Source organism: Achromobacter sp. EG18 (genome assembly GCF_059759395.1).
In genome coordinates this window covers 3,152,804-3,172,336 of sequence record NZ_CM186213.1, presented here as the reverse complement: position 1 = coordinate 3,172,336, position 19,533 = coordinate 3,152,804, and the positions used below count along the sequence as shown (strand labels likewise).

Here is a 19,533-nt window from a genome sequence, read left to right as displayed (position 1 = left end):
GGGACGGCAGGCCCGTCCGCGGGCCCAAGGCGGGAGAATGCGCTAGCATCCTTGTCTGGCGGACCCCTGGATTACCAGGATTGACCGCGTCCCGGCCGCCGGGACGGTGGTTGCCGCCATCCGCCCAATCCACGCCCCGCCTGCCCATGACCGCCCCTGCCCGCATCGCCCGCCGCCACCCAGACGAACTGATCATCGGCCTGGTGTCGATTTCCGACCGCGCCTCGGCCGGCGCCTACCAGGACCAGGGGTTGCCGGCGTTGCGCGAATGGCTGGGCGGGGCGCTGGCTTCGCCGTGGCAGGCCGTGGAGCGGCTGATTCCCGACGAGGCGGGGCGCATTTCCGACACCCTGATCGAACTGGTCGACACCTGCGGCTGCGACCTGGTCCTGACCACCGGCGGCACCGGCCCGGCGCGGCGCGATGTCACGCCCGAGGCCACGCTGGCGGTCGGCACCAAGGAAATGCCGGGCTTCGGCGAACAGATGCGCCAGATCAGCCTGCGCTTCGTGCCCACGGCGATCCTGTCGCGGCAGGTCGCCGTCATCCGCGAACGGCCATCGCACGCCGCCCTGATCGTCAACCTGCCGGGCCAGCCCAAGGCGATCCGCGAAACCCTCGAGGGCCTGAAGGCCGATGACGGCACGGTGCTGGCGGCGGGCATCTTCGCGGCCATTCCCTACTGCATCGATCTGATCGGCGGCCCCTACGCCGAGACCCATCCCGAGGTCATCGCGGCCTTCCGCCCCAAGTCGGCGCGCCGTCCGCAACCGTCGCCGGACGCTGCGGTATAGTTGGCCGCCTCTTTCCATTCATTGCCAGAGAGTCCCGATATGAAGGTCCGTACCGCCTTGTCCCTTGCCGCCGCCGTGCTTGCCGTGTCGGCGTGCGCCAACGTCAAAGACGTCCGCCAGCGTGATCCGGTGTTCTACGGCTCGACCCAGCGCACGGCCGAGGACTACACCAACTGCGTGGCCGACGCCTGGAAGAGCCTGGACGTGAATTTCGAACGCAAGACGGTGCGCAACGGCTTCGAGCTGATCCAGTCGGACAGCCTGGGCGTCGAGGCGGTGCTGACCACCACCACCTGGAAGGGCAAGACCGAGGCCCGCCTGTCGACCCGCATCGCGCGGCGCGACCAGACCTTGATCGAACCCGCCAACCTCTGCCTGCAACAGTGATGCCGCAACGCCGAGACATGCTGCGGCTGGGCCTGGCCGCGGCGGCGGTATGCCTGGCGCTGCCGGCCCGCGCCAGACAGGCGCCCGCCGCGCAGGCGGGCGGCTACATCAGCCGCAAGCTCAACGCACCGGTGCCGGGCGGCGTGGCCGTGCTGGCGCTGGGCGACGCCGCGACGGCGCCCGAGGTCACCTACCGCGACCGCCGCGTGCTGGTGGTGCGCGAAGACGGCAAGCAATGGATCGCCGTGGTCGGCATCCCGCTGGCGGTCAAGCCCGGCCCGCAGGAGGTCACCGTGCGCGACGCTGGCGGCTCGCGCCAGTTGTCCTTCACGGTGGGCGCCAAGGAATACGTGGCCCAGCACATCACGCTGAAGAACCCGCGCCAGGTCAATCCCGATCCCGACGACATGAAGCGCATCGAGCGCGAAATGGCCGAGCAGAGCGCGGCCAACCGCGCCTACCGCGCGGGCGTCACGCCCAGCAACGTGCTGCTGGACCGGCCGGTCAGCGGCGGCCGCCTGTCCAGTCCGTTCGGCCTGCGCCGCTTCTTCAACGGCGAAGAGCGCAATCCGCATTCCGGGCTGGATTTCGCGGTGCCGGCCGGCACGCCGATCAAGGCGCCGGCCGCGGGCGTGGTGTCGCTGGTGGGGGATTACTTCTTCAACGGCAAGACCGTCTTCCTGGACCATGGGCAGGGCTTCGTCAGCATGTTCTGCCACATGTCGGCGATCGACGTGAAGGTTGGCGATAGCGTCGCGCGGGGCGGCGTGGTCGGCAAGGTCGGGGCCACCGGCCGCGCCACGGGGCCGCACTTGCATTGGAATGTCAGCCTGAACGATGCGCGGGTCGATCCCGCGATCTTCATCGGCGCCTTCAAGCCCTGACGGGGGCGCCGTCCTCAGGCGGGGGCGGCGGCCTGCTCGGGCCGCAGCGCGGCGGCATCCTGCGACTGCTGCAGCGCGATGCGATGCAGGATGTACTGGTGCATGCGTTCGGCGTAGCGCATCTTTTCCAGCATGTCGTGCAACTGCACTTCCTGGTCATCCAGGCAGTTGTCGTACTTGGTCTTGGCTTCGGCGTAGGTCAGGCCGGTATTGCGCAGGCTGTTGATGAACGCTTCGCGCGACTGATGCAGCAGGCGCAGGCCTTCTTCCCCCTTGGCGAAGCGTCTTCGCGTCAGGGAGAGCTGGTCGGCGGCTTCCTTCAGTTCCTGGGTCAGATCCATCTTGCTGCGTATGCGTTGCCGCCGGGCCGGGCGCCGGGCGGAGCGCCATTCTTTCACGAACCGGGGTCTTGCGCATTACTACGGCAGCGCGCGGGCGGGCTTAAGGCCGCGTGGCGCGCCAGGGCGGGGCGGAAAGCCGGCGCATGCCGGCCCCGCGGTTTCTCAGCGGCGATGCTGCTGGGGACGGCTCGGGGCGGGGCCGCGCTCATCCTTGTGGCGGAAGTTGATGCGGCCCTTGGTCAGGTCGTACGGCGACATTTCCAGGGTGACGCGGTCACCGGCCAGGATGCGGATGCGGTGCTTGCGGATGCGGCCGGAGGCGTAGGCGCCCACTTCGATGCCGTTATCCAGGGTGACGCGGTAGCGGCTATCGGGCAGCACTTCGTCAACGATGCCATCCAGTTCGATGAGTTCTTCTTTAGCCATTCTCTACTCCTTGATCAATACGCGCCGCCATGCCGTCGGCATGGCGCGCCACCGGGGCGGCGAGCGCGTCGGACTCTGATAGCCAGGTCCAGCGGTTGAACGTAAAACGTCCGGGCAAGCGCGGGTATGGGCCACGGCATCCCGAGTGGATGTCTGAAATGACGGATACTCGCGCCGCGAGGGCAGTGTGCGCGCGATGCGCAGCTTGGTCGCGGGTCGGCGCTTGTGGCGCGTCGCCGGAAGAAGCGGGTTGGAGTGTCTGCTGCAACGGCGCGCGGCGCGGGTTGCGCCATGGGCCAGGGGCAGGTTTCACCCAAGAAAACCGGTTGCAGCGTCGCAGGTATGCCAGGCGAAAGTCCGGCATGGCCCGTAGTAACTGCGGGTAGGCGCTCGACGTGAACGAAGCCCGGTTTTTGCGGAAAAATCACGCACTTATGTTACTGCAAAGCGCAATGATTAGCCAGTTTTTATCCGGCTTCGTGGCGTGATAGTTGCTATTGAACGACTGACCGGCTTTTCATTGCGCGGGGATGCGCGCCTGGTAGTCGGCTTCCCAGCGCAGCAGCGCCGACCAGAAGGGACCCGGTTCGCGCCCGGCCAGGCGGGCCGACAGCACTCCCAGATGCGTATGCCAGCCGCCGGCCACGTCGACCATGCCGGCACGCGAAGCCAGTTTGCGATGGGTCAGCACCAGGCGGGTGTCGTCCCCTTGTGGGGACAGTTCGAACGTCACTTCGGACGGTTCGCCGGGCGAGCCTCCCCAGGTGAATGCCAACAGCCGCGGCGGCTCGCAACGCGTGATGACGCCGTGGGTGGTGACGCCGTTCTCGTACGGCCTGTATGGCTCGGGGGTGGGCTCGGCCACGGACGACAGGTCGGCATGGACGAAACGCAGCGTAACGCCGCCGCCTTCGCGCAATTCCATGTCGCCGGTCGCCAGCCACAGGCCGCGCTTGTCGGATTCGGTCAGGAAGGCCCAGACCCGTTCGACGCTGGCTGGCAGCACGCGGGTAAAGCAGAGGGACGTGGGGCTGGTGACGACACCGTATTCACTCATGTTGGCTCTCCGGGGGAGTCCGGCCGGGGCGCATGGGCGGCCAGCGCGGCTTCAAGCGCGTCCAGCCTGCCCGACCAGAAATGTTCGTAGAAACGCAGCCATTGCATGGCTTCGGCCATGGGGGCCGGCTCGAGGCTGCACACGTGGCTGCGGCCCTTGACGGTGCGCCGCAGCAGGCCGGCCCGTTCCAGCGCCTGCACGTGCTTGGAGGCGCCGGCGAAACTCATGCGCAGGGGCGCGGCCAGTTCACCGATGGTCCGGTCTCCGCCCGCCAGGCTTTGCAGCATGTCGCGGCGCGTGGGGTCGGCCAGCGCGCGAAAGACGGCATCGAGGGAGGAAGGCATTGATTCAACCATAGGGTTGAATATAGCCTGCCTTTCATATTGAATTCAACTGTTTGGTTGAATTTTATGTAACCGCGTGGGGCAGGGTCGCTTCGGCATCTTCATAGGCCCCCGGATAGCGCGGCAGGTTGTCGGTGATGTCGAACCACGGCGCCTTGCTGGCGACGTGGCAATGCGCGGCCGGCTTGATGCCCGGGTCGTCGTCCAGGGCGCCCAGCGGCAGCCCGTAGATGTCGGGCGTCTGGTCGAAGCGGCTGAGCAGCGGCGTGCCGCAGGCCTCGCAGAAGCCGCGGTAGTTGCCGGGCGACGAGCAGTACCAGGTGACGTGGTTTTCCCCCTTGGTCCAGGCGAAGTCCGCGGCCTGCACCGTGGCGCGGCTGCGGAACGCGGCGCCGTGCGACTTGCGGCACATGGCGCAATGGCAATTGAGGGCGTCGGTGAGCGGGCCGGTGATCTGGTAGGCAACGCGGCCGCAGAGGCAGGAACCGTTGAGCATGATGACCGCCTGTCGGGAAGAGGGGATGCCTTGAATATACCCGGGGCCCGCGACAGCGGCGCGGCCATATATGACGGATGTCTTTCAGTTGGTTGCCATGGCCCCTATTTTCCGCCAAATGATTCGATCCCCGGGTCATCGCGTTGTCATGCCGCGAAAACAGAATGCGCGAATGAACCAGACCAAGGGGATTCAACGATGACCTACGCCATCGAAGTACAGGGGCTGAGCAAGTCCTTCCATCCCGGCGCGCGGGCGCTGGACAACGTCGACCTGCGCGTGGCCGACGGCGAGATGGTGGCATTGCTGGGCGCCTCGGGCTCCGGCAAGTCCACTCTGCTGCGCCACCTGGCCGGCTTCGTGGTCGGCGACGCCGGGCAGGGCAGCGTGACCGTCAATGGCCAACTGATCCAGCGCCACGGCCGCCTGTCGCGCAATGTGCGCGGCGCCCGCGCCGGCATCGGCTTCGTGTTCCAGCAATTCAACCTGGTGGGCCGCCTGCCGGTGATCACCAACGTGCTGACCGGCCTGCTGCCGCGCGTGCCGATGTGGCGCAGCCTGACGCGTGTGTTCCTGCGGGCCGAAGTGCGCCAGGGGCTGGATGCGCTTGCCCAGGTTGGTATAGACGACTACGCATTTCAGCGCGCTTCGACGCTGTCCGGCGGCCAGCAGCAGCGCGCCGCCATCGCTCGCACCCTGGTGCAGAACGCCCGCGTGATCCTGGCCGACGAGCCGATCGCCTCGCTCGATCCGGAATCGTCGCGCCGCGTGATGGACACGCTGGCGCAGATCAATCGCAGCCGCAAGGTGGCCGTGGTGGTCTCGCTGCATCAGGTCGACGTGGCGCTGCGCTACTGCCCGCGGGTGGTGGCGCTGCGCCATGGCAAGGTGGTCTACGACGGTCCCTCGGCCGAGCTGACGCCGGCCATGCTGCGCGACCTGTACGGCTCGGAATTGAGCGAGCTGCTTCCCGAATACACGCCGCAGGTCCTGCCCATGCCGGGCCTGGCGCCGCTTTCCCGACAGGCCTGCGCGGCCTGACCTTACCCGTTCCCTACCCGGAGCTTTCCATGCTACGCAGAACCTTTGTTGCCCTGATCGCCGCTGCCGCCTTGTCCACGCAAGTCCATGCGCAAGAGGCCAAGCCGTTGAACTTCGGCATCATTTCGACGGAGTCGTCGACCAACCTGAAGTCGGTGTGGCAGCCCGTCATCGACGACCTGAGCCGCGCCATCGGTGTGCCGGTCAAGCCGTTCTTCGCTTCCGACTACGCCGGCATCATCGAAGGCATGCGCTTCAACAAGGTGCAGCTGGCCTGGTACGGCAACAAGTCGGCGATCGAAGCCGTGGACCGCGCCAGCGGCGAAGTGTTCGCCTCGGTGATCGACAAGGACGGCAACCCCGGCTACTGGTCGCTGCTGATCGTCAACAAGGACAGCGACATCAAGAGCCTGGACGACCTGCTCAAGCGCCGCGGCCAGCTGACCTATGGCGCCGGCGATCCCAACTCGACCTCGGGCACCGCCGTGCCCGGCTACTACCTGTGGGCCGCCAACAAGATCGAGCCCAAGACCTTCTTCAAGGCCGTGCGCGTCAGCAACCACGAGACCAACCTGCTGTCGGTGATCAACAAGCAGGTCGACGTGGCCGTCAACAACACCGAGGCGCTGGAGCGCTATCGCCTGAGCACCGGCAAGGACGCCAACGACAGCGTGCGCATCCTGTGGAAGTCGCCGCTGATCCCGGCCGATCCGCTGGTCATGCGCACCGACCTGCCGGCCGACATGAAGGCCAAGATCCGCGACTTCTTCGTCAACTACGGCAAGGGCAAGGACGCCGCGCGCGAGATGGCCAACCTGAAGGCGCTGACCTACCAGGGCTTCCGCGCCTCGGACAACCAGCAACTGGTGCCGATCCGCCAGATCGAACTGGCGCGCGAGAAGGCCAAGATCGAAGCCGACGCCACCATCGGGCAGGCCGAGAAGCAGAAGCAGCTGGCCGAGCTGGACGCCAAGCTGGCCAGCCTGGGCCAGCCGACCGCCAAGCAGTAACGATGCCACGCGGCGCCGGCGCTTGCCCGTCAAGCGCCGGCGCCGCGTCCATCCGATTTTTCTATTCCGGAATCCCCATGACCCTGGCCGTGCCTTCTTCCCGTTCCCCCGCCGCGCCGCGCTCGTCGCTGCCGCTCCTGCTCGTATGGGCCTTCGTGCTGGCGCTGCTGGTGATGTCCTGGCGCGGCGCCGACATGCGGCCGCTGGACCTGTTGCGGGACTCGGGCAACATGGCCCAGTTCGCGGCCGACTTCTTTCCGCCCAATTTCCGCGACTGGCGCATGTACCTGGACGAGATGATCGTGACGGTGCAGATCGCGGTGTGGGGCACGTTCCTGGCGATCGTGGTGGCCGTGCCGCTGGGGCTGCTGTGTTCGTCGAATATGGTGCCGGCCTGGGTCTACCAACCGATGCGGCGCCTGATGGACGCCTGCCGCGCCATCAATGAAATGGTGTTCGCGATGCTGTTCATCGTGGCGGTGGGCCTGGGGCCCTTCGCCGGCGTGCTGGCGCTGTGGGTGCATACCACCGGCGTGCTGGCCAAGTTGTTTTCCGAGGCGGTAGAGGCCATCGACCCGCGCCCGGTCGAGGGCGTGCGCGCCACCGGTGCCAACGCGCTCGAAGAGATCGTTTATGGCGTGATCCCGCAGGTGCTGCCGCTGTGGATTTCGTATTCGCTGTACCGCTTCGAGTCGAACGTGCGCTCGGCCTCGGTGGTGGGCATCGTCGGCGCTGGCGGCATCGGCACGGTGCTGTGGGAAATCATCCGCAGCTTCCGCTATGCCGAAACCTGCGCGGTGATGATCATCATCGTCGGCTTCGTGATCGTGATCGACATGGCGTCGGCCCGCATCCGCCGCGCGTTGATCTGAAGGCCGGGGCGCGCCGCGACGCGCCCCTTTGGCTCAGTCGGCCGGCGTGAGCGCCAGGAAGGCGGGCAGGGCCAGCAGTCCCGCCAGCCGGGCGGCGGCGATGTCGGCCGGCGCCAGCGCCGCGCGCGGCATCAGGAAGTTGACGGTGCCCAGGCAGGCGCCGTCGAACACCACCGGCACGTTGATCACCGAGCGCAGGCCGAGCGCCTGGATGGCGTCGTGATCGTCGAAGAACTCGCGGATCGCGTCGCTGCCCTCGCCGATGAAGACCTGGCGTTCGAGCAGGACGTGGCGGCCCCAGGCGGTGCCGCGCTTGTCCTTGCTGCCGCCGGGCGGATAGGCGGTGGGGTTCGAACTGTACAGCCGCACCACCCGCATGCGTTCGGCGTCATGGCGGTTGATGGTGCAGAGCGTGTGCCCCAGCGTGGCGTGGGCGTGCGCGTCGAGCGCGGCGAAGGCCGCCGGGGCCGAGGCCGCGTCATAGGCTTGCGCGAGGCGCTCGACGGTGTCGGACGTGATGCTCATTCGGCGGTGATTCCCAGTTCCTTGATGAGCCTGCCGTACTTGTCGGCATCGCGCGCCAGCACCTGGCCGAACTGCTCCGGCGTAGTGTCCAGCAGCAGCACGCCCATGTCGCCCATCTTCTTGACGACGTCGGGCCGCTTGAGAATCTTGTTGATCTCCTGGTTCAGCCGCGTCGTCAGTTCCGGCGGCATGCCGGCCGGGCCGAAGGCGCCGTACCAGACCGACAGTTCGTAGCCGGGCAGGGTCTCGGCCACGGTCGGCGCCTCGGGCAGCAGCGGCGAACGCTGTTCTTCGGTGACGGCCAGCAGCTTGAGCTTGCCGGTCTGCACATGCGGCAGGGTCTGCGTGCCGGCGCTGAACAGCACCTGGGTGCGGCCGGCCACCGTGTCCAGCACCGCCGGCGCGCCGCCGCGGTAGGGAATGTGCATCATCTTCACGCCCGCGGCCTTCTCGAACAGCGCGGCGCTCAGGTGGTTGGTCGAGCCCTGGCCGGCCGAGGCGTAGGCCACCTTGTCGGGGTTGGCCTTGACGTAGTCGATGAATTCCTTGACGTTGGCAGCCGGCACCGAGGGATGCACCACCATGGTGTTGGTGACCAGCGCCAGTTCGGCGATCGGCGTGAAGTCCTTGACGCCGTCGAACGGCATGTTGCCGTAGAGCGCCTGGTTCATGGTGTGGGTGCTCATCGAGCCGACCAGCAGCGTGTAGCCGTCGGGCTTGGCGCGCGCGACGAAAGTGCTGCCGATGTTGCCCGAGGCGCCCGAGCGGTTCTCAACGATGACGGGCTGGCCGAGCGATTGCGTCAGGCCTTCGGACAGCACGCGCGCCAGGATGTCGGTGGAGCCGCCGGCGGCCCACGGCACGATCAGCGTGATCGGCTTTTCGGGCCAGGCGGCCTGCGCCAGCGCGGGCGCGGCGCACGCCACGGTGAGGGCGCAGGCGCGCAACAGTCGTCGGATGGTTTTCATGGTGTTTACCCCTTGCGATAAGGCCGGTCTCGTCGCCGGCTGGATGGAAAATCGGTTCATCGGCCGACCGCGTAGCCCTGCATGCCGCGCGGGTTGGCGGCGGCGCGCAGCAGCAGGCCGCCGCCGGCCGCGGGCTCGCGGGTGCAGGCGCTGATGCGGCCTTCGGACCAGTCGGGGCCGACACGCAACTCGTGGCCGGCCTCGCGCAGCGCTTGTTGCGTGGCTTCGGGCAGGCGGCCCTCGACCGTCAGGCGGTTCAGCGTCAGCGAGCGCGGCCAGAACGAGCCCGGGAAATGATCGATGTGCCAGGACGGCGCATCGATCGCCTCCTGCAGGTTCAGGCCCATGGCATGGCGCAGGAAGAAGGCCACCGTCCACTGGTCCTGCTGGTCGCCGCCGGGCGTGCCGAAGGCCATGTAGGGTTGGCCGTCGCGCAACACCAGGCCCGGCGACAACGTGGTGCAGGGCCGCTTGCCGGGTTGCAGCTGGCCGGGAACGCCGTCGTCCAGCCAGGTCATCTGCAATCGCGTGGTCAGCGGGAAGCCCAGCGCCGGCACCACCGGGCTGGACGACAGCCAACCGCCGGACGGCGTGGCCGCGACCATGTTGCCGTCGCGGTCGATGACGTCGATCTGGCAGGTATCGCCGACGAAGATCTCGCGCGCGGCCCATTCAGCCACCGGCGGCAGCGCCGCGAAGGTCGGCTCGCCCACGCCGAAGCGCGTGTCCGAGGCAGCCAGCGTGCGGGCGGCGGCCTCCAGGTCGGGCAGGCGCGGCGCCCGGCCCGCGGGAGAGCCGGGTTGCAGCGTGGCGGCGGCGCGGGGGCCGATGCCGCTGGCGCGCGCCCGGGCGTAGTCGTCGCTCAACAATGCGGCCAACGGCACGTCGACGAAATCGGGATCGCCGTACCAGGCGGCGCGGTCGGCGAAGGCCAGCTTGGCGGCTTCGGCCACGCGGTGCACGAACTGCGGCGAGGCCGGGTCCAGGCCGTCCATCTCCAGGTGGCGCAGCAGCGCCAGCTGTTGCAGGTGCACCGGGCCTTGCGACCACACGCCGCACTTGGCCACGGTGTAGCGGCCGTATTGCAGCGTGACGGGATCGTCGTAGCGCGCGCGCCAGTCGGCCAGGTCGGCCTTGCGCAGCAGGCCGCGATTGCGCTGGCCGGTGGTGTCGCGCACCGCTTCATGGGTGTAGTAGGCGTCAATCTCGTCGGCCACGAAACCGCGGTACCAGATGGCCAGCGCGGCGTCGATGCGGCCATTGCGGTCGGTTGCCGCCGCGTGCGCCTCGTCCAGGATGCGGGTGTAGGTGGCGGCGATGGCCGGCGTGCGCAGCAGCGCGCCGGGCGCGGGCACCTTGCCGTCGGGCAGCCAGACGGCGACCGAGCTGGTCCATTCGTCGCGGAACAGGGCCTGCACCGCCAGGATGGCCTGCGAGATGCGGGGCACCAGCGGGAAGCCGTTGCGGGCGTAGTCGATGGCCGGGCGCAACACGTCGGCCAGTTCCCAGGTGCCGTAGTCGCGCAGCATCGTCAGCCAGGCGCCGAAAGCGCCGGGCACCGTGGCGGGCAACAGGCCGATGCCGGGCACCAGGTCCACGCCGAGTCCGCGAAAGTAGGCCGGCGTTGCCTGCGCCGGCGCGGGCCCCTGGCCGCACAGCGCGCGCATGCGGCCTTCGCGTTCGCTCCACAGCAGGATCGGCACTTCGCCGCCGGGGCCGTTCAGGTGCGGCTCGACGATCTGCAGCGTGAAGCCGCCGGCCACCGCGGCGTCGAAGGCATTGCCGCCGCGCTCCAGCACGCCCATGGCGACCTGCGAGGCCAGCCAGTGGGTGGACGAGACGACGCCGAAGGTGCCGCGGATTTCCGGACGGGTGGTGAAGGTGGACATGGGCGGTACGGGCAAGGATGGGTTTCGTCGCAGTATAGGAGCCTGAAATAACTCAGGAAGCCATTGTTGGCATAATTGAATAACCAATCAGTTATAGGAATGCGCCCGTGATCTGGGATGCCGCCCGACTTGCCAACCGCCTGCGTCAACGTCACCTGGTGCTGCTGGAAAACATCGCCCGCCACGGCACGCTGACGCGCGTGGCGGCGGCCACCGGCATCAGCCAGCCGGCGGCCACGAAGGCGCTGGCCGAGCTGGAGGCCATTTTCGGCGCGCCGCTGTTCCTGCGCACCGGGCGCGGCATGCAGCCCACGCCGCTGGGCGAACTGGCGCTGGTGCGCGCCCGGCGCATGCAGAGCGACCTGGACCTGTGGGCGCGCGAGGTCGAAGCGCTGCACGATGGCCGGGCCGCCCATCTGCACGTGGGCGTGGTGCCGTATGTATCGAGCGCGCTGCTGACCGCGGCCATTGGCCGGCTGCACCAGCGCCATGGCGTCACCCTTACGCTGCACCGGGCGACGACGGATCACCTGGTGCCGATGCTGCGGCGGCACGAACTCGACTGCATCATCAGCCGCGCCACGTCGACGATGGCGCAAGATGACCTGGACCATCGGGTGCTGTACCGGCAGCGGCCGCGCGTGATCGCGCACAGCCGCCTGGCGCAGCGCCTGGCGCGGCGGGCGCCGGACTGGGCGCAACTGGCGGGGATGGACTGGGTGCTGCCGGCGGTGAACACGCCGACCCGGCAATTGATCGTCGAACACTTCATCCGCGCCGGCCTGCGCTCGCCATCGCCGGTGCTGGAGGCCTATTCCACCGACGTGATCGAAGGCATGCTCAGCGCCAACCCCGCGCTGGTGTCGGTGGTGCCGGAAGACATCGCGCGCGAGCTGTGTCAGCGCGGCAAGCTCGGCATGGTGCCGTGGGATTTCGGTTGGGAGCTGCCGCCCATCAACCTGATCCGCCGCCGGCGCGAGCAGGCGCTGGCCGCCGAGGAATGCTTTTCGGACATCCTGCTGGAGTTGTGCGCGGACCTTGGCCAGGACGCGCGGCCGCGGGCTTGAGGCGTGTGGTCGCGCCCGGGTTGCCTGGCGCTGCGCGCGGTCTATGCGATGAGGCGGCCGCGGGCGATATCCAGCAATTCGGCGGCGGCGGCTTCCGGCGCGCCGTTGTTGGCGACGCGCAGCAGGCGGCAACCGTCGGGGACCGGGAAGTCCTGCGCGGCGCGCAACAGGCGCTGGCTGATCTGTTCGGGGGATTCGCGGCCGCGCGCCGCCAGCCGCTGCGCTAGCCGCGCGGGATCGACGGTGATCTCCACCGCCGTCAGCGCCGGATAGCGCCGGTGCGCTTCGGCCAGGTGGGCGCGCGAGCCGTTGACGATGACGGCCGCGCCGCCGTCCAGCCAGGTATCGACCTCGATGCCGATGCCGTAATGCAGGCCGTGGCTGGCCCAGCGCAGGGCGAAGCAGCCCAGCGCGGCGCGGCGCGCGAATTCATCGACGCTCAGGCGCAGCGCGTCCTCGCTGGCGCCGCTGTCGCGGGTGATGTAGCGGTGCGCCACCAGCACCGGTTCGTCGCCGCGCAGGCCGGCGCGCAGCAACCGCAGCAGGGTGTCCTTGCCGCTGCCGGACGCGCCCATCAGGTAGACCAGGCGTTCGCCGCTGGCGGGAACGGGCGGGTTCATGCCGCGGCCGGTCCTTCCAGGTAGGCCGCGCCCGCCGCGTCGACCTGACCGCCGTCGAAGCGGTAGTGGCGCGCCGCGATGAAGTCGGCGCCCGCTTCCGGCTGTACATACACGCTCACGCCGGGCACCGGCATGGGCTGGCCGCGCAATGGGTCGGCGAAGGCGGCGATGCCTGCCCGGGCCTGTTCCAGCGCTTCGCCGTCGAGTTTGCCGGTCAGCGTGATGTGGAAGGTGAAGGTATCGAACACGTAGGGGTAGCCCCAGCGCGCCAGCATGGCCTGCTGTTCGGGCGATAGCGCATGCGTCTGGCGCCGGGCCAGTTCGTCGGCGCCGGGCGCGGCGCGCAGGTCGTCCAGGCCGCGCACGGCGGCGGCGGCCAGGGCGTTGATGCGGGCGCGGCCGTCGGCGTCGGAGGATGCGATGCGCCAGGCCAGGAAGCCGCGCAGCGGCTCGCATTCGAGCTGGATGCCGAAGGCGCCGTGGCTGGCGGCGAGCCGGCGCGCGGCGGCGTCCACATCCCGCGGCGTGGCGCCCGCGCGCAGCCGGAAGGGCGGCTTCAGCGTGGCGTGCAGGCCGTAATGGCGCGGCGCCGCGGTCCAGTCGCGCGCGGCCTCGGGCTGGCCGGGCAGCGGCGGCATGGCCGCGCCGGTGTCGGCGCAACGGCCCAGCCAGCGGCTGCCCAGCTCACGCCAGGGGCCGGTGGGGGCGAGATACAACGCGTAGCGGTGGGCCGACGGCATGGTCAGGCCGCCATGCGCTGGTGGCGGTCGTCGCCGAAGGCGCGGGTGGCGTAGCGCAGCTCGCCGCCGACGATGGCGGCGCAGACGCGCGGCAGTCCGGGCACCTGGTCGTCGACCACGATGGCGTCGGCGATCAGGCCGGGCGCCAGCATGCCGCGATCCTGCAGGCCGGCGGCGCGCGCCGGGTTCAGCGACACCAGGTTCCAGGCCTGCTCCAGCGGCAGCACGCCGTCGTTCACCAGGCGCAGCGCCGCCGCCAGCGGCGCGGGGTAGTAATAGTCGGAGGTCAGGATGTCGCACAACCCGGCGCGGACCATTTCGGTGGCGCTGGGGGCGTTGGTGTGGCTGCCGCCGCGCACCACGTTGGGCGCGCCGAACACCACCGAGTTGCCCAGGTCGCGGGCCACGCTGGCGGCGTCGCGCGTCAGCGGGAATTCCGCCACGCCGCAACCCAGTTGGTGGTAGTAGCGGCGGGTGGCGGCGTCGGGATCGTCGTGCGAGGCGACCCGCAGTCCGGCCGCCTGCGCGCTGGCGGTCAGCTCGCGCATGGCGTCGGCCACCGAGTCGGCCGCGCCCATGGCGCGGCGGATGCGCTCCTGGAAGGTGTCCAGGTCGCATTCGGCGCGGTCGGCGTATTGCAGCAGCTTGCGGTCGTCGCCCAGGCGGCGCGCCATGCTGGGCAGGTGGTCATTGAGGGCGACAAAGCGCACGCGGCCGTCGCGGATCCATTGCTGGGCGGTCTCGACGCCGCCGACGTGGTGGGTCTCGAAGCGCAGATGCACGTAGTGGCGCGCGCCCATGAGGTGCCGCATGCGTTCGAGCGCGGCGAACATGCGCTCGGCGTAGGCCTCGCCGCGCAGGCCGCCTTCCCACGACAGCGTGACGCCGTGGAATTCGGTGGTGATGCCGTTGGCCAGCAACTGGCGGTCGACGTCGAACAGCGCGCCGTCGTAGGGGAAGGTGACGCTGGGGCGCGGCATGATGGCGCGCTCGAAGGCATCGCCGTGCAGGTCGACGATACCGGGCAGCACCAGCAGGTCGCCGGCGTCGAACCAGGCCGCGCCGCGCGCGGGCGTGCCGCCGGCGTCGTCGATCAGTCCGGCGTGGAATCGCAGGCTGGCGTGCTCGATGCCGCGCGGGGTCAGGATACGTTGGCCTGTGACACCGGCCAGGGGCGAGGGGGCGTGTGCTTGGTTCATGAAGGGAAGTTAGCGGTGTTGCATTACAACCAGATGTCTAGATGAGTGAAATCGCCGTGCCACCCGCGCGGCCGCCGGAAAGCGGCCGCAGCCGCGCTCAACTGTCGTCCGCCACCATGAGTTGCACCAGGTCGCCCACGAAGCGGGTGATGCTGTATTGCAGCGGCGCGCCGGCCTGGTCGACGTTCAGGGCTTCCACCTGCAGGATCGGGCGTGTCTTGGGTTGGCCCAGGATGCGCGCCACCTCCGGCGACGGCAGGGTGGCAGTGATGCGCGACCACTTGCGGGTGTAGTCGCCGATGCCGTAGTGGGCGTAGACCTTGGACACCGAGCGCAGGGTGTTCATGCGCTCGATGAAATCGGGGAAGCGCTTTTCGTCGAAGTAGTGTTCCGAGGCGCTGATGGGGCGGTTCTCGGCCTTGCCGACCATCTGCACCCGCAGCAGCGGGGCGTTGCGCGCCAGGCCCAGGTGTTTGGCGATCTCGGCCGCGCGCAGCGTCTGGCTGCCCAGCGCTTCGAGGTGGCCCAGCATGCCCTGGCTGCGCAGGTTCTCGGAAAAGCGCGTGCGCTTGCCGATGGCGTAGTCGATGGCGTGTTCCTGCACGAAGGTGCCGCGGCCCTGCTCGATGCGCACCAGTCCGCTCTGTTCCAGTTCGCCCATGGCGCGCCGGATGGTGTGGCGGTTGACGGAGAACTTGGCGGCCAGTTCCGGTTCGGAGGGCAGTTGTTCGCCCGCCGTGTACAGCTTGTTGCGGATGTCGTCCGCCAGGGACTCGCCAATCTGTCGCCACACGGCGATGCCGGAACCTCTTTCGACCATGGAATGTGCTCGTGCTGTCATATCAGCTTCATCAGGAATGGCTGTGATTGTGCACCAAGCGGCGGGCGGGGGATAGGCGATGCGTCCCTGCCGCAACTGTCATCAAAAATTCACGCCAGGCTGTTGAACTTGCTTCTGAACGCGATCATACTCCATCCAGTCGTCTAGACGTTTAGAGGAAATAATGGACCATCCACAAACAGCGCAGGGCGGAATCCAGGCGCAACGGACCGCCTGGATGCGGGTGTTGGCGCTGGCCGATCCGGCCATGCTGGAAGGGGCCTTCGGCTCGCTCGGCGGGCTGCCGCCGCACCAGATGCTGCGCCCGGCGCAGACCGGCATGGCCATGGTGCGGGCCCGCAGCGGCGGCACCGGGGCGCGTTTCAACCTGGGTGAAATGACGGTGACACGCTGCGCCGTCAGCCTGGACAACGGCGTGGTCGGCATCGCCTACGTGCAGGGCCGCTCGTTGCGCCATGCCGAGCAGGCCGCGGTGGCCGACGCGCTGCTGCAACTGCCCGACTGGCACGACACGGTGCAGGCGCAGCTGATCCAGCCGCTGGCGCGCGAACGCGCCGAGCGCATCGAGCGCCAGGCGCGCGTGGCGGCGCAGACCAAGGTCGAATTTTTCACGATGGTGCGAGGCGAGGACTGACATGCATCAAGAACTTCTTGGCGCCGCGGCCGCCAGCCGCCGGCTGTTGCCGGGCTTCGCGGATCCGGTGAACGATGCGCAGGCCACCTTCCGCACCGCGCTCGATGCCATGGCGCATCCGGGCCGCGTGTACGACGTGGCCGCCACCTGCGGCGTGCCGGCCGGCCTGTCGCCGGCGCTGACCGCGCTGTTGCTGACGCTGGTGGACGTGGACACGCCGCTGTGGCTGCCGCAGGGCCTGGACGCCGGCGTGCTGGACTTCCTGCGTTTCCATTGCGCCTGCCCGGTGGTGCCGTCGGCCTCGCTGGCGCGCTTTGCCGTGGTGCCGGCCGGTAGCGCGGCGCCGACGCTGGCGTCCTGCCACCCGGGCGACCCGGCCTATCCGGACCTGTCCACCACGCTGCTGATCGAGGTCGCATCGCTGGACGCCGGCGCCGAAGTGTCGCTGGCCGGTCCCGGCATCCAGGGCCGCCAGGCGCTGCGCGCCGCCGGCCTGCCGGAAGGCTTCTGGCGCGACTGGCGCATCAATCATCAACGTTTCCCGCTGGGCGTCGACGTGTTCCTGACGCACGGACGGCAACTGTGCGCGCTGCCCCGCAGCACGCGCGTGGAGAGCTGACATGTACGTGGCCGTCAAAGGGGGCGAACGCGCCATCCTCAATTCCTACCGCATGCTGGACGACTACCGGCGCGGCGACCGGGCCTTGCCCGAACTGAGCCTGGACCAGATCCGCGAACAGATGCCGCTGGCGGTGTCGCGCGTGATGGCGGAAGGCTCGCTCTACGATCCGCAACTGGCGGCGCTGGCGCTCAAGCAGGCCGCCGGCGACGTGATCGAGGCGGTGTTCCTGCTGCGCGCCTACCGCACCACGCTATCGCGCTACGGCTACACCCAGCCGATCGACACCGGCGCCATGCGCCTGCAGCGCCGCATCTCGTCGACCTTCAAGGACGTGCCGGGCGGGCAGATCCTGGGGCCGACCTACGACTACACCCAGCGCCTGCTGGACTTCTCGCTGGAAGCCGAGCGCGAGGCCGACGCCCTGCCGGCGGCCGGCGAGCCGCTGGACAGCGCCATGCCGCGCGTGACGGACCTGCTGGCGCACGACGACCTGATCGACGCCGAGCCGGTGCCCGAAGGCGATCCCGAGCCCTTCGACCTGACGCGCCAGCCGCTGGACTTCCCGGCCTCGCGCGCGGCGCGCCTGCAGAACCTGGCGCGCGCCGACGAAGGCTTTCTCTTGTCGATGGGCTATTCCACGCAGCGCGGCTACGGCAACACGCATCCGTTCGCCGCCGAGATCCGCTACGGCTCCCTGGAAGTCGAGATGCACATCGAGGAACTGGGTTTCGCCGTGACGGTGGGCGAGATCGAGATCACCGAATGCCAGATGGTGAGCCAGTTCTCCGGCAATGCCGAGGAAGGCCCCAAGTTCACCCGCGGCTATGGCCTGACCTTCGGCTACGGCGAACGCAAGGCCATGTCGATGGCGCTGGTGGACCGCGCCCTGAAGGCGCGCGACCTGGGTGAACGCGCCGATGCGCCGGCCAACGACCATGAGTTCGTGCTGTACCACAGCGACAACGTCGAGGCCTCCGGCTTCGTGCAGCACTTGAAGCTGCCGCACTACGTGGACTTCCAGGCCAACCTGGAACTGCTGCGCCGCCTGCGCGCCGAACGCGCCGCGCCGGCCCCCGAGACAACCCGCCAGCTGGACGAGGCCGTTGCGCCATGAAAACTTCCCATACTCCCGGCGCCGCGGTCGAACGCGACGACCACTACAACTTCGCCTACCTCGACGAGTCCACCAAGCGCATGCTGCGCCGCGCGCTGCTCAAGGCGGTGGCGATTCCCGGCTACCAGGTGCCGTTCGGCAGCCGCGAGATGCCGCTGCCCTACGGCTGGGGCACGGGCGGCATCCAGGTGACGGCGTCGATCATCGGCCCGGGCGACGTGCTCAAGGTGATCGACCAGGGCTCGGACGACACCACCAACGCCATCAACATCCGCCGCTTCTTCGGCCGCGTGACCGGCGTGGCCACCACCGAATCGACCCGCGACGCCAGCATCGTGCAGACGCGCCACCGCATTCCGGAAACGCCGCTGCAGGCCGACCAGATCATGGTGTTCCAGGTGCCGATCCCCGAGCCGCTGCGCTGGCTCGAACCGAGCGAGACCGAGACCCGCACCATGCACGCGCTGGCCGAATACGGCGGCATGCATGTCAAGCTGTACGAGGACATCGCCCAGCACGGCCACATCGCCACCACCTACGACTATCCCGTGATCGTCAACGACCGCTACATGATGCGGCCGTCGCCGATTCCGAAGTTCGACAACCCCAAGCTCGACAACAGCCCGGCGCTGATGCTGTTCGGCGCCGGCCGCGAAAAGCGGGTCTACGCGGTGCCGCCGTACACCCGGGTCAAGAGCCTGGACTTCGAGGACCATCCCTTCACCGTGGAGAAGTGGTCGGAATGCTGCGACCTGTGCGGCTCGCGCGACAGCTTCCTGGACGAGATCATCCTGGACGACGCCGGCACGCGCCGCTTCGTCTGCTCCGATACCGAATACTGCAACGACCGCCAGGCCGCGCAAGCCGAAAAGGAAGCCACCGCATGAACGTCCAACCCTTGCTTTCCGTGCGCGGCATGACGCGCACCTGGGACGGCGTGCACGGTTGCCGCAACGTCAGTTTCGACCTGTTCCCCGGCGAGGTGCTGTGCGTGGTGGGCGAATCCGGTTCCGGCAAGAGCACGCTGCTGTCGGCCGTGTCGTACCAGACCGCGCCCGACGCCGGCAGCGTCTGGTACGACACCCGCGACCAGGGTTTCACCGACCTGGCCGCGCTGTCCGGCGCGCGCCTGCGGCTGCTGGCCCGCACCGACTGGGGCTTCGTGCGCCAGAACGCCCGCGACGGCCTGCGCATGCAGGTCAGCGCCGGCGCCAACATCGCCGAGCGCCTGATGGCGGTGGGCGACCGCCACTACGGCGAGTTGCGCCAGGCCGCGGGCAGCTGGCTGCAAAAGATGGAGATCGACGCCGGTCGCCTGGACGACGCGCCGGCCTCGTTCTCCGGCGGCATGCAGCAGCGCCTGCAGATCGCCCGCAATCTGGTGACCCATCCGCGCCTGGTGTTCATGGACGAGCCGACCGCGTCGCTCGACGTGTCGGTGCAGGCGCGCCTGCTGGACCTGCTGCGCCAACTGGTGACCGACCTGGGCCTGGCCGCGATCGTGGTGACGCACGACCTGGCGGTGGCGCGCCTGCTGGCGCATCGCACGCTGGTGATGCGCGGCGGCGAGGTGGTCGAAAGCGGCCTGACCGACCAGATCCTCGACGACCCGCAGCATTCCTACACCCAGTTGCTGGTGTCTTCCATTTTGCAGAGCTGACC

General features: G+C 69.0%; 24 protein-coding genes. 12 read left to right on the top strand and 12 right to left on the bottom strand.

What is annotated here, in order from left to right; translation table 11 throughout:
• Positions 1-146: 146 nt before the first annotated feature.
• Genes mog through AC6CR5_RS14425 form a run of 3 tightly spaced genes read left to right on the top strand, consistent with a single transcriptional unit; the run spans position 147 to position 2,065 of the window.
• Positions 147-794, top strand: coding sequence for a molybdopterin adenylyltransferase (mog, locus tag AC6CR5_RS14435; RefSeq protein WP_006385588.1), 648 nt, complete (start codon positions 147-149; stop codon positions 792-794).
• Between the two features lie 39 nt (positions 795-833).
• A complete protein-coding gene (locus tag AC6CR5_RS14430) occupies positions 834-1,181 on the top strand; it encodes a hypothetical protein (RefSeq protein ID WP_006385587.1) in 348 nt (115 codons plus the stop codon).
• Entirely contained in the window at positions 1,181-2,065 is an 885-nt protein-coding gene (locus AC6CR5_RS14425; protein WP_020926709.1) for a peptidoglycan DD-metalloendopeptidase family protein, read from the top strand. The genes AC6CR5_RS14430 and AC6CR5_RS14425 overlap by 1 nt, the downstream gene beginning before the upstream one ends.
• A 14-nt stretch (positions 2,066-2,079) precedes the next feature.
• Here AC6CR5_RS14425 and AC6CR5_RS14420 read toward each other — a convergent pair whose 3' ends face one another.
• The 5 genes from AC6CR5_RS14420 to AC6CR5_RS14400 form a co-directional block, all read right to left on the bottom strand.
• Positions 2,080-2,406, bottom strand: coding sequence for a hypothetical protein (locus AC6CR5_RS14420; RefSeq protein WP_006385585.1), 327 nt, complete (start codon positions 2,404-2,406; stop codon positions 2,080-2,082).
• A gap of 162 nt (positions 2,407-2,568) precedes the next feature.
• A complete protein-coding gene (gene infA, locus AC6CR5_RS14415; protein ID WP_006385584.1) occupies positions 2,569-2,832 on the bottom strand; it encodes a translation initiation factor IF-1 in 264 nt (87 codons plus the stop codon).
• A gap of 517 nt (positions 2,833-3,349) precedes the next feature.
• On the bottom strand, positions 3,350-3,889 hold the full coding sequence (locus tag AC6CR5_RS14410) for an SRPBCC family protein (RefSeq protein WP_498085729.1): 540 nt from the start codon (positions 3,887-3,889) through the stop codon (positions 3,350-3,352).
• Positions 3,886-4,245, bottom strand: a complete 360-nt coding sequence (locus AC6CR5_RS14405; RefSeq protein ID WP_006385582.1) for an ArsR/SmtB family transcription factor — start codon at positions 4,243-4,245, stop codon at positions 3,886-3,888. Before AC6CR5_RS14405 ends, AC6CR5_RS14410 begins: the two co-directional genes overlap by 4 nt.
• Before the next feature lie 52 nt (positions 4,246-4,297).
• On the bottom strand, positions 4,298-4,729 hold the full coding sequence (locus AC6CR5_RS14400) for a GFA family protein (RefSeq protein ID WP_047993260.1): 432 nt from the start codon (positions 4,727-4,729) through the stop codon (positions 4,298-4,300).
• A gap of 198 nt (positions 4,730-4,927) precedes the next feature.
• On the opposite strand from AC6CR5_RS14400, the gene phnC reads away from it, so the two are divergent.
• The 3 genes from phnC to phnE all read left to right on the top strand — a co-directional run bounded on the left by phnC (position 4,928) and on the right by phnE (position 7,652).
• Positions 4,928-5,770: a phosphonate ABC transporter ATP-binding protein gene (phnC, locus tag AC6CR5_RS14395; RefSeq protein ID WP_006385580.1), complete on the top strand. Its 843-nt coding sequence runs from the start codon at positions 4,928-4,930 to the stop codon at positions 5,768-5,770.
• A gap of 29 nt (positions 5,771-5,799) precedes the next feature.
• Positions 5,800-6,780 (top strand): phosphonate ABC transporter substrate-binding protein, encoded by a 981-nt coding sequence (phnD, locus tag AC6CR5_RS14390; RefSeq protein WP_006385579.1) that lies wholly within the window; start codon positions 5,800-5,802, stop codon positions 6,778-6,780.
• Positions 6,781-6,857: 77 nt separating this feature from the next.
• The gene (gene phnE, locus AC6CR5_RS14385; protein ID WP_026383187.1) at positions 6,858-7,652 is read left to right on the top strand and encodes a phosphonate ABC transporter, permease protein PhnE; all 795 of its coding nucleotides are present in this window, start codon (positions 6,858-6,860) and stop codon (positions 7,650-7,652) included.
• Positions 7,653-7,685: 33 nt separating this feature from the next.
• Here the strand turns inward: phnE and AC6CR5_RS14380 are convergent, their stop codons facing one another.
• From AC6CR5_RS14380 to AC6CR5_RS14370, 3 genes are read right to left on the bottom strand one after another with little or no spacing between them, the layout of a single operon-like run.
• The gene (locus AC6CR5_RS14380; protein ID WP_006385577.1) at positions 7,686-8,177 is read right to left on the bottom strand and encodes a GAF domain-containing protein; all 492 of its coding nucleotides are present in this window, start codon (positions 8,175-8,177) and stop codon (positions 7,686-7,688) included.
• Entirely contained in the window at positions 8,174-9,145 is a 972-nt protein-coding gene (locus AC6CR5_RS14375) for a Bug family tripartite tricarboxylate transporter substrate binding protein (protein WP_498085728.1), read from the bottom strand. The genes AC6CR5_RS14380 and AC6CR5_RS14375 overlap by 4 nt, the downstream gene beginning before the upstream one ends.
• Positions 9,146-9,201: 56 nt before the next feature.
• Positions 9,202-11,034, bottom strand: coding sequence for a gamma-glutamyltransferase family protein (locus AC6CR5_RS14370; RefSeq protein ID WP_498085745.1), 1,833 nt, complete (start codon positions 11,032-11,034; stop codon positions 9,202-9,204).
• A gap of 107 nt (positions 11,035-11,141) precedes the next feature.
• Between AC6CR5_RS14370 and AC6CR5_RS14365 the strand changes: the two genes are divergently transcribed.
• A complete protein-coding gene (locus tag AC6CR5_RS14365; RefSeq protein ID WP_498085727.1) occupies positions 11,142-12,101 on the top strand; it encodes a LysR family transcriptional regulator in 960 nt (319 codons plus the stop codon).
• A gap of 41 nt (positions 12,102-12,142) precedes the next feature.
• On the opposite strand, the gene phnN is transcribed toward AC6CR5_RS14365, so the two are convergent.
• The 4 genes from phnN to phnF all read right to left on the bottom strand — a co-directional run bounded on the left by phnN (position 12,143) and on the right by phnF (position 15,480).
• The gene (phnN, locus tag AC6CR5_RS14360; protein ID WP_006385572.1) at positions 12,143-12,721 is read right to left on the bottom strand and encodes a phosphonate metabolism protein/1,5-bisphosphokinase (PRPP-forming) PhnN; all 579 of its coding nucleotides are present in this window, start codon (positions 12,719-12,721) and stop codon (positions 12,143-12,145) included.
• Positions 12,718-13,461 carry a DUF1045 domain-containing protein gene (locus tag AC6CR5_RS14355; protein WP_498085726.1) on the bottom strand — a complete coding sequence of 248 codons (744 nt, stop codon included), beginning with the start codon at positions 13,459-13,461 and terminating at the stop codon, positions 12,718-12,720. The genes phnN and AC6CR5_RS14355 overlap by 4 nt, the downstream gene beginning before the upstream one ends.
• A 2-nt stretch (positions 13,462-13,463) precedes the next feature.
• Positions 13,464-14,660 carry an alpha-D-ribose 1-methylphosphonate 5-triphosphate diphosphatase gene (locus AC6CR5_RS14350; protein ID WP_020926717.1) on the bottom strand — a complete coding sequence of 399 codons (1,197 nt, stop codon included), beginning with the start codon at positions 14,658-14,660 and terminating at the stop codon, positions 13,464-13,466.
• Positions 14,661-14,757: 97 nt separating this feature from the next.
• A complete protein-coding gene (phnF, locus tag AC6CR5_RS14345) occupies positions 14,758-15,480 on the bottom strand; it encodes a phosphonate metabolism transcriptional regulator PhnF (protein WP_006385569.1) in 723 nt (240 codons plus the stop codon).
• Between the two features lie 184 nt (positions 15,481-15,664).
• Here phnF and phnG point away from each other — a divergent pair, with 184 nt between their 5' ends.
• The 5 genes from phnG to phnK are packed head-to-tail and all read left to right on the top strand — an operon-like array spanning position 15,665 to position 19,531.
• On the top strand, positions 15,665-16,135 hold the full coding sequence (gene phnG, locus AC6CR5_RS14340) for a phosphonate C-P lyase system protein PhnG (RefSeq protein WP_054438527.1): 471 nt from the start codon (positions 15,665-15,667) through the stop codon (positions 16,133-16,135).
• Between the two features lies 1 nt (position 16,136).
• The gene (phnH, locus tag AC6CR5_RS14335) at positions 16,137-16,754 is read left to right on the top strand and encodes a phosphonate C-P lyase system protein PhnH (RefSeq protein WP_049054887.1); all 618 of its coding nucleotides are present in this window, start codon (positions 16,137-16,139) and stop codon (positions 16,752-16,754) included.
• Position 16,755: 1 nt separating this feature from the next.
• Entirely contained in the window at positions 16,756-17,871 is a 1,116-nt protein-coding gene (locus tag AC6CR5_RS14330) for a carbon-phosphorus lyase complex subunit (RefSeq protein WP_020926721.1), read from the top strand.
• Entirely contained in the window at positions 17,868-18,758 is an 891-nt protein-coding gene (locus AC6CR5_RS14325) for an alpha-D-ribose 1-methylphosphonate 5-phosphate C-P-lyase PhnJ (protein WP_020926722.1), read from the top strand. The genes AC6CR5_RS14330 and AC6CR5_RS14325 overlap by 4 nt, the downstream gene beginning before the upstream one ends.
• On the top strand, positions 18,755-19,531 hold the full coding sequence (gene phnK / locus AC6CR5_RS14320) for a phosphonate C-P lyase system protein PhnK (protein ID WP_498085725.1): 777 nt from the start codon (positions 18,755-18,757) through the stop codon (positions 19,529-19,531). Before AC6CR5_RS14325 ends, phnK begins: the two co-directional genes overlap by 4 nt.
• Positions 19,532-19,533: the final 2 nt, after the last annotated feature.

What these genes read in the sequence shown, in the direction of transcription:
- AC6CR5_RS14400 (WP_047993260.1), bottom strand. Translation starts at nt 4,729, where the DNA reads ATGCTCAACGGTTCCTGCCTCTGCGGCCGCGTTGCCTACCAGATCACC.
- AC6CR5_RS14430 (WP_006385587.1), top strand. Translation starts at nt 834, where the DNA reads ATGAAGGTCCGTACCGCCTTGTCCCTTGCCGCCGCCGTGCTTGCCGTG.
- AC6CR5_RS14355 (WP_498085726.1), bottom strand. Translation starts at nt 13,461, where the DNA reads ATGCCGTCGGCCCACCGCTACGCGTTGTATCTCGCCCCCACCGGCCCC.
- AC6CR5_RS14325 (WP_020926722.1), top strand. Translation starts at nt 17,868, where the DNA reads ATGAAAACTTCCCATACTCCCGGCGCCGCGGTCGAACGCGACGACCAC.
- phnN (WP_006385572.1), bottom strand. Translation starts at nt 12,721, where the DNA reads ATGAACCCGCCCGTTCCCGCCAGCGGCGAACGCCTGGTCTACCTGATG.
- AC6CR5_RS14405 (WP_006385582.1), bottom strand. Translation starts at nt 4,245, where the DNA reads ATGGTTGAATCAATGCCTTCCTCCCTCGATGCCGTCTTTCGCGCGCTG.
- phnC (WP_006385580.1), top strand. Translation starts at nt 4,928, where the DNA reads ATGACCTACGCCATCGAAGTACAGGGGCTGAGCAAGTCCTTCCATCCC.
- AC6CR5_RS14330 (WP_020926721.1), top strand. Translation starts at nt 16,756, where the DNA reads ATGTACGTGGCCGTCAAAGGGGGCGAACGCGCCATCCTCAATTCCTAC.
- phnG (WP_054438527.1), top strand. Translation starts at nt 15,665, where the DNA reads ATGGACCATCCACAAACAGCGCAGGGCGGAATCCAGGCGCAACGGACC.
- AC6CR5_RS14350 (WP_020926717.1), bottom strand. Translation starts at nt 14,660, where the DNA reads ATGAACCAAGCACACGCCCCCTCGCCCCTGGCCGGTGTCACAGGCCAA.
- phnF (WP_006385569.1), bottom strand. Translation starts at nt 15,480, where the DNA reads ATGGTCGAAAGAGGTTCCGGCATCGCCGTGTGGCGACAGATTGGCGAG.
- phnD (WP_006385579.1), top strand. Translation starts at nt 5,800, where the DNA reads ATGCTACGCAGAACCTTTGTTGCCCTGATCGCCGCTGCCGCCTTGTCC.
- infA (WP_006385584.1), bottom strand. Translation starts at nt 2,832, where the DNA reads ATGGCTAAAGAAGAACTCATCGAACTGGATGGCATCGTTGACGAAGTG.
- AC6CR5_RS14420 (WP_006385585.1), bottom strand. Translation starts at nt 2,406, where the DNA reads ATGGATCTGACCCAGGAACTGAAGGAAGCCGCCGACCAGCTCTCCCTG.
- AC6CR5_RS14375 (WP_498085728.1), bottom strand. Translation starts at nt 9,145, where the DNA reads ATGAAAACCATCCGACGACTGTTGCGCGCCTGCGCCCTCACCGTGGCG.
- AC6CR5_RS14370 (WP_498085745.1), bottom strand. Translation starts at nt 11,034, where the DNA reads ATGTCCACCTTCACCACCCGTCCGGAAATCCGCGGCACCTTCGGCGTC.
- AC6CR5_RS14425 (WP_020926709.1), top strand. Translation starts at nt 1,181, where the DNA reads ATGCCGCAACGCCGAGACATGCTGCGGCTGGGCCTGGCCGCGGCGGCG.
- AC6CR5_RS14410 (WP_498085729.1), bottom strand. Translation starts at nt 3,889, where the DNA reads ATGAGTGAATACGGTGTCGTCACCAGCCCCACGTCCCTCTGCTTTACC.
- phnE (WP_026383187.1), top strand. Translation starts at nt 6,858, where the DNA reads ATGACCCTGGCCGTGCCTTCTTCCCGTTCCCCCGCCGCGCCGCGCTCG.
- mog (WP_006385588.1), top strand. Translation starts at nt 147, where the DNA reads ATGACCGCCCCTGCCCGCATCGCCCGCCGCCACCCAGACGAACTGATC.
- phnK (WP_498085725.1), top strand. Translation starts at nt 18,755, where the DNA reads ATGAACGTCCAACCCTTGCTTTCCGTGCGCGGCATGACGCGCACCTGG.
- AC6CR5_RS14380 (WP_006385577.1), bottom strand. Translation starts at nt 8,177, where the DNA reads ATGAGCATCACGTCCGACACCGTCGAGCGCCTCGCGCAAGCCTATGAC.
- phnH (WP_049054887.1), top strand. Translation starts at nt 16,137, where the DNA reads ATGCATCAAGAACTTCTTGGCGCCGCGGCCGCCAGCCGCCGGCTGTTG.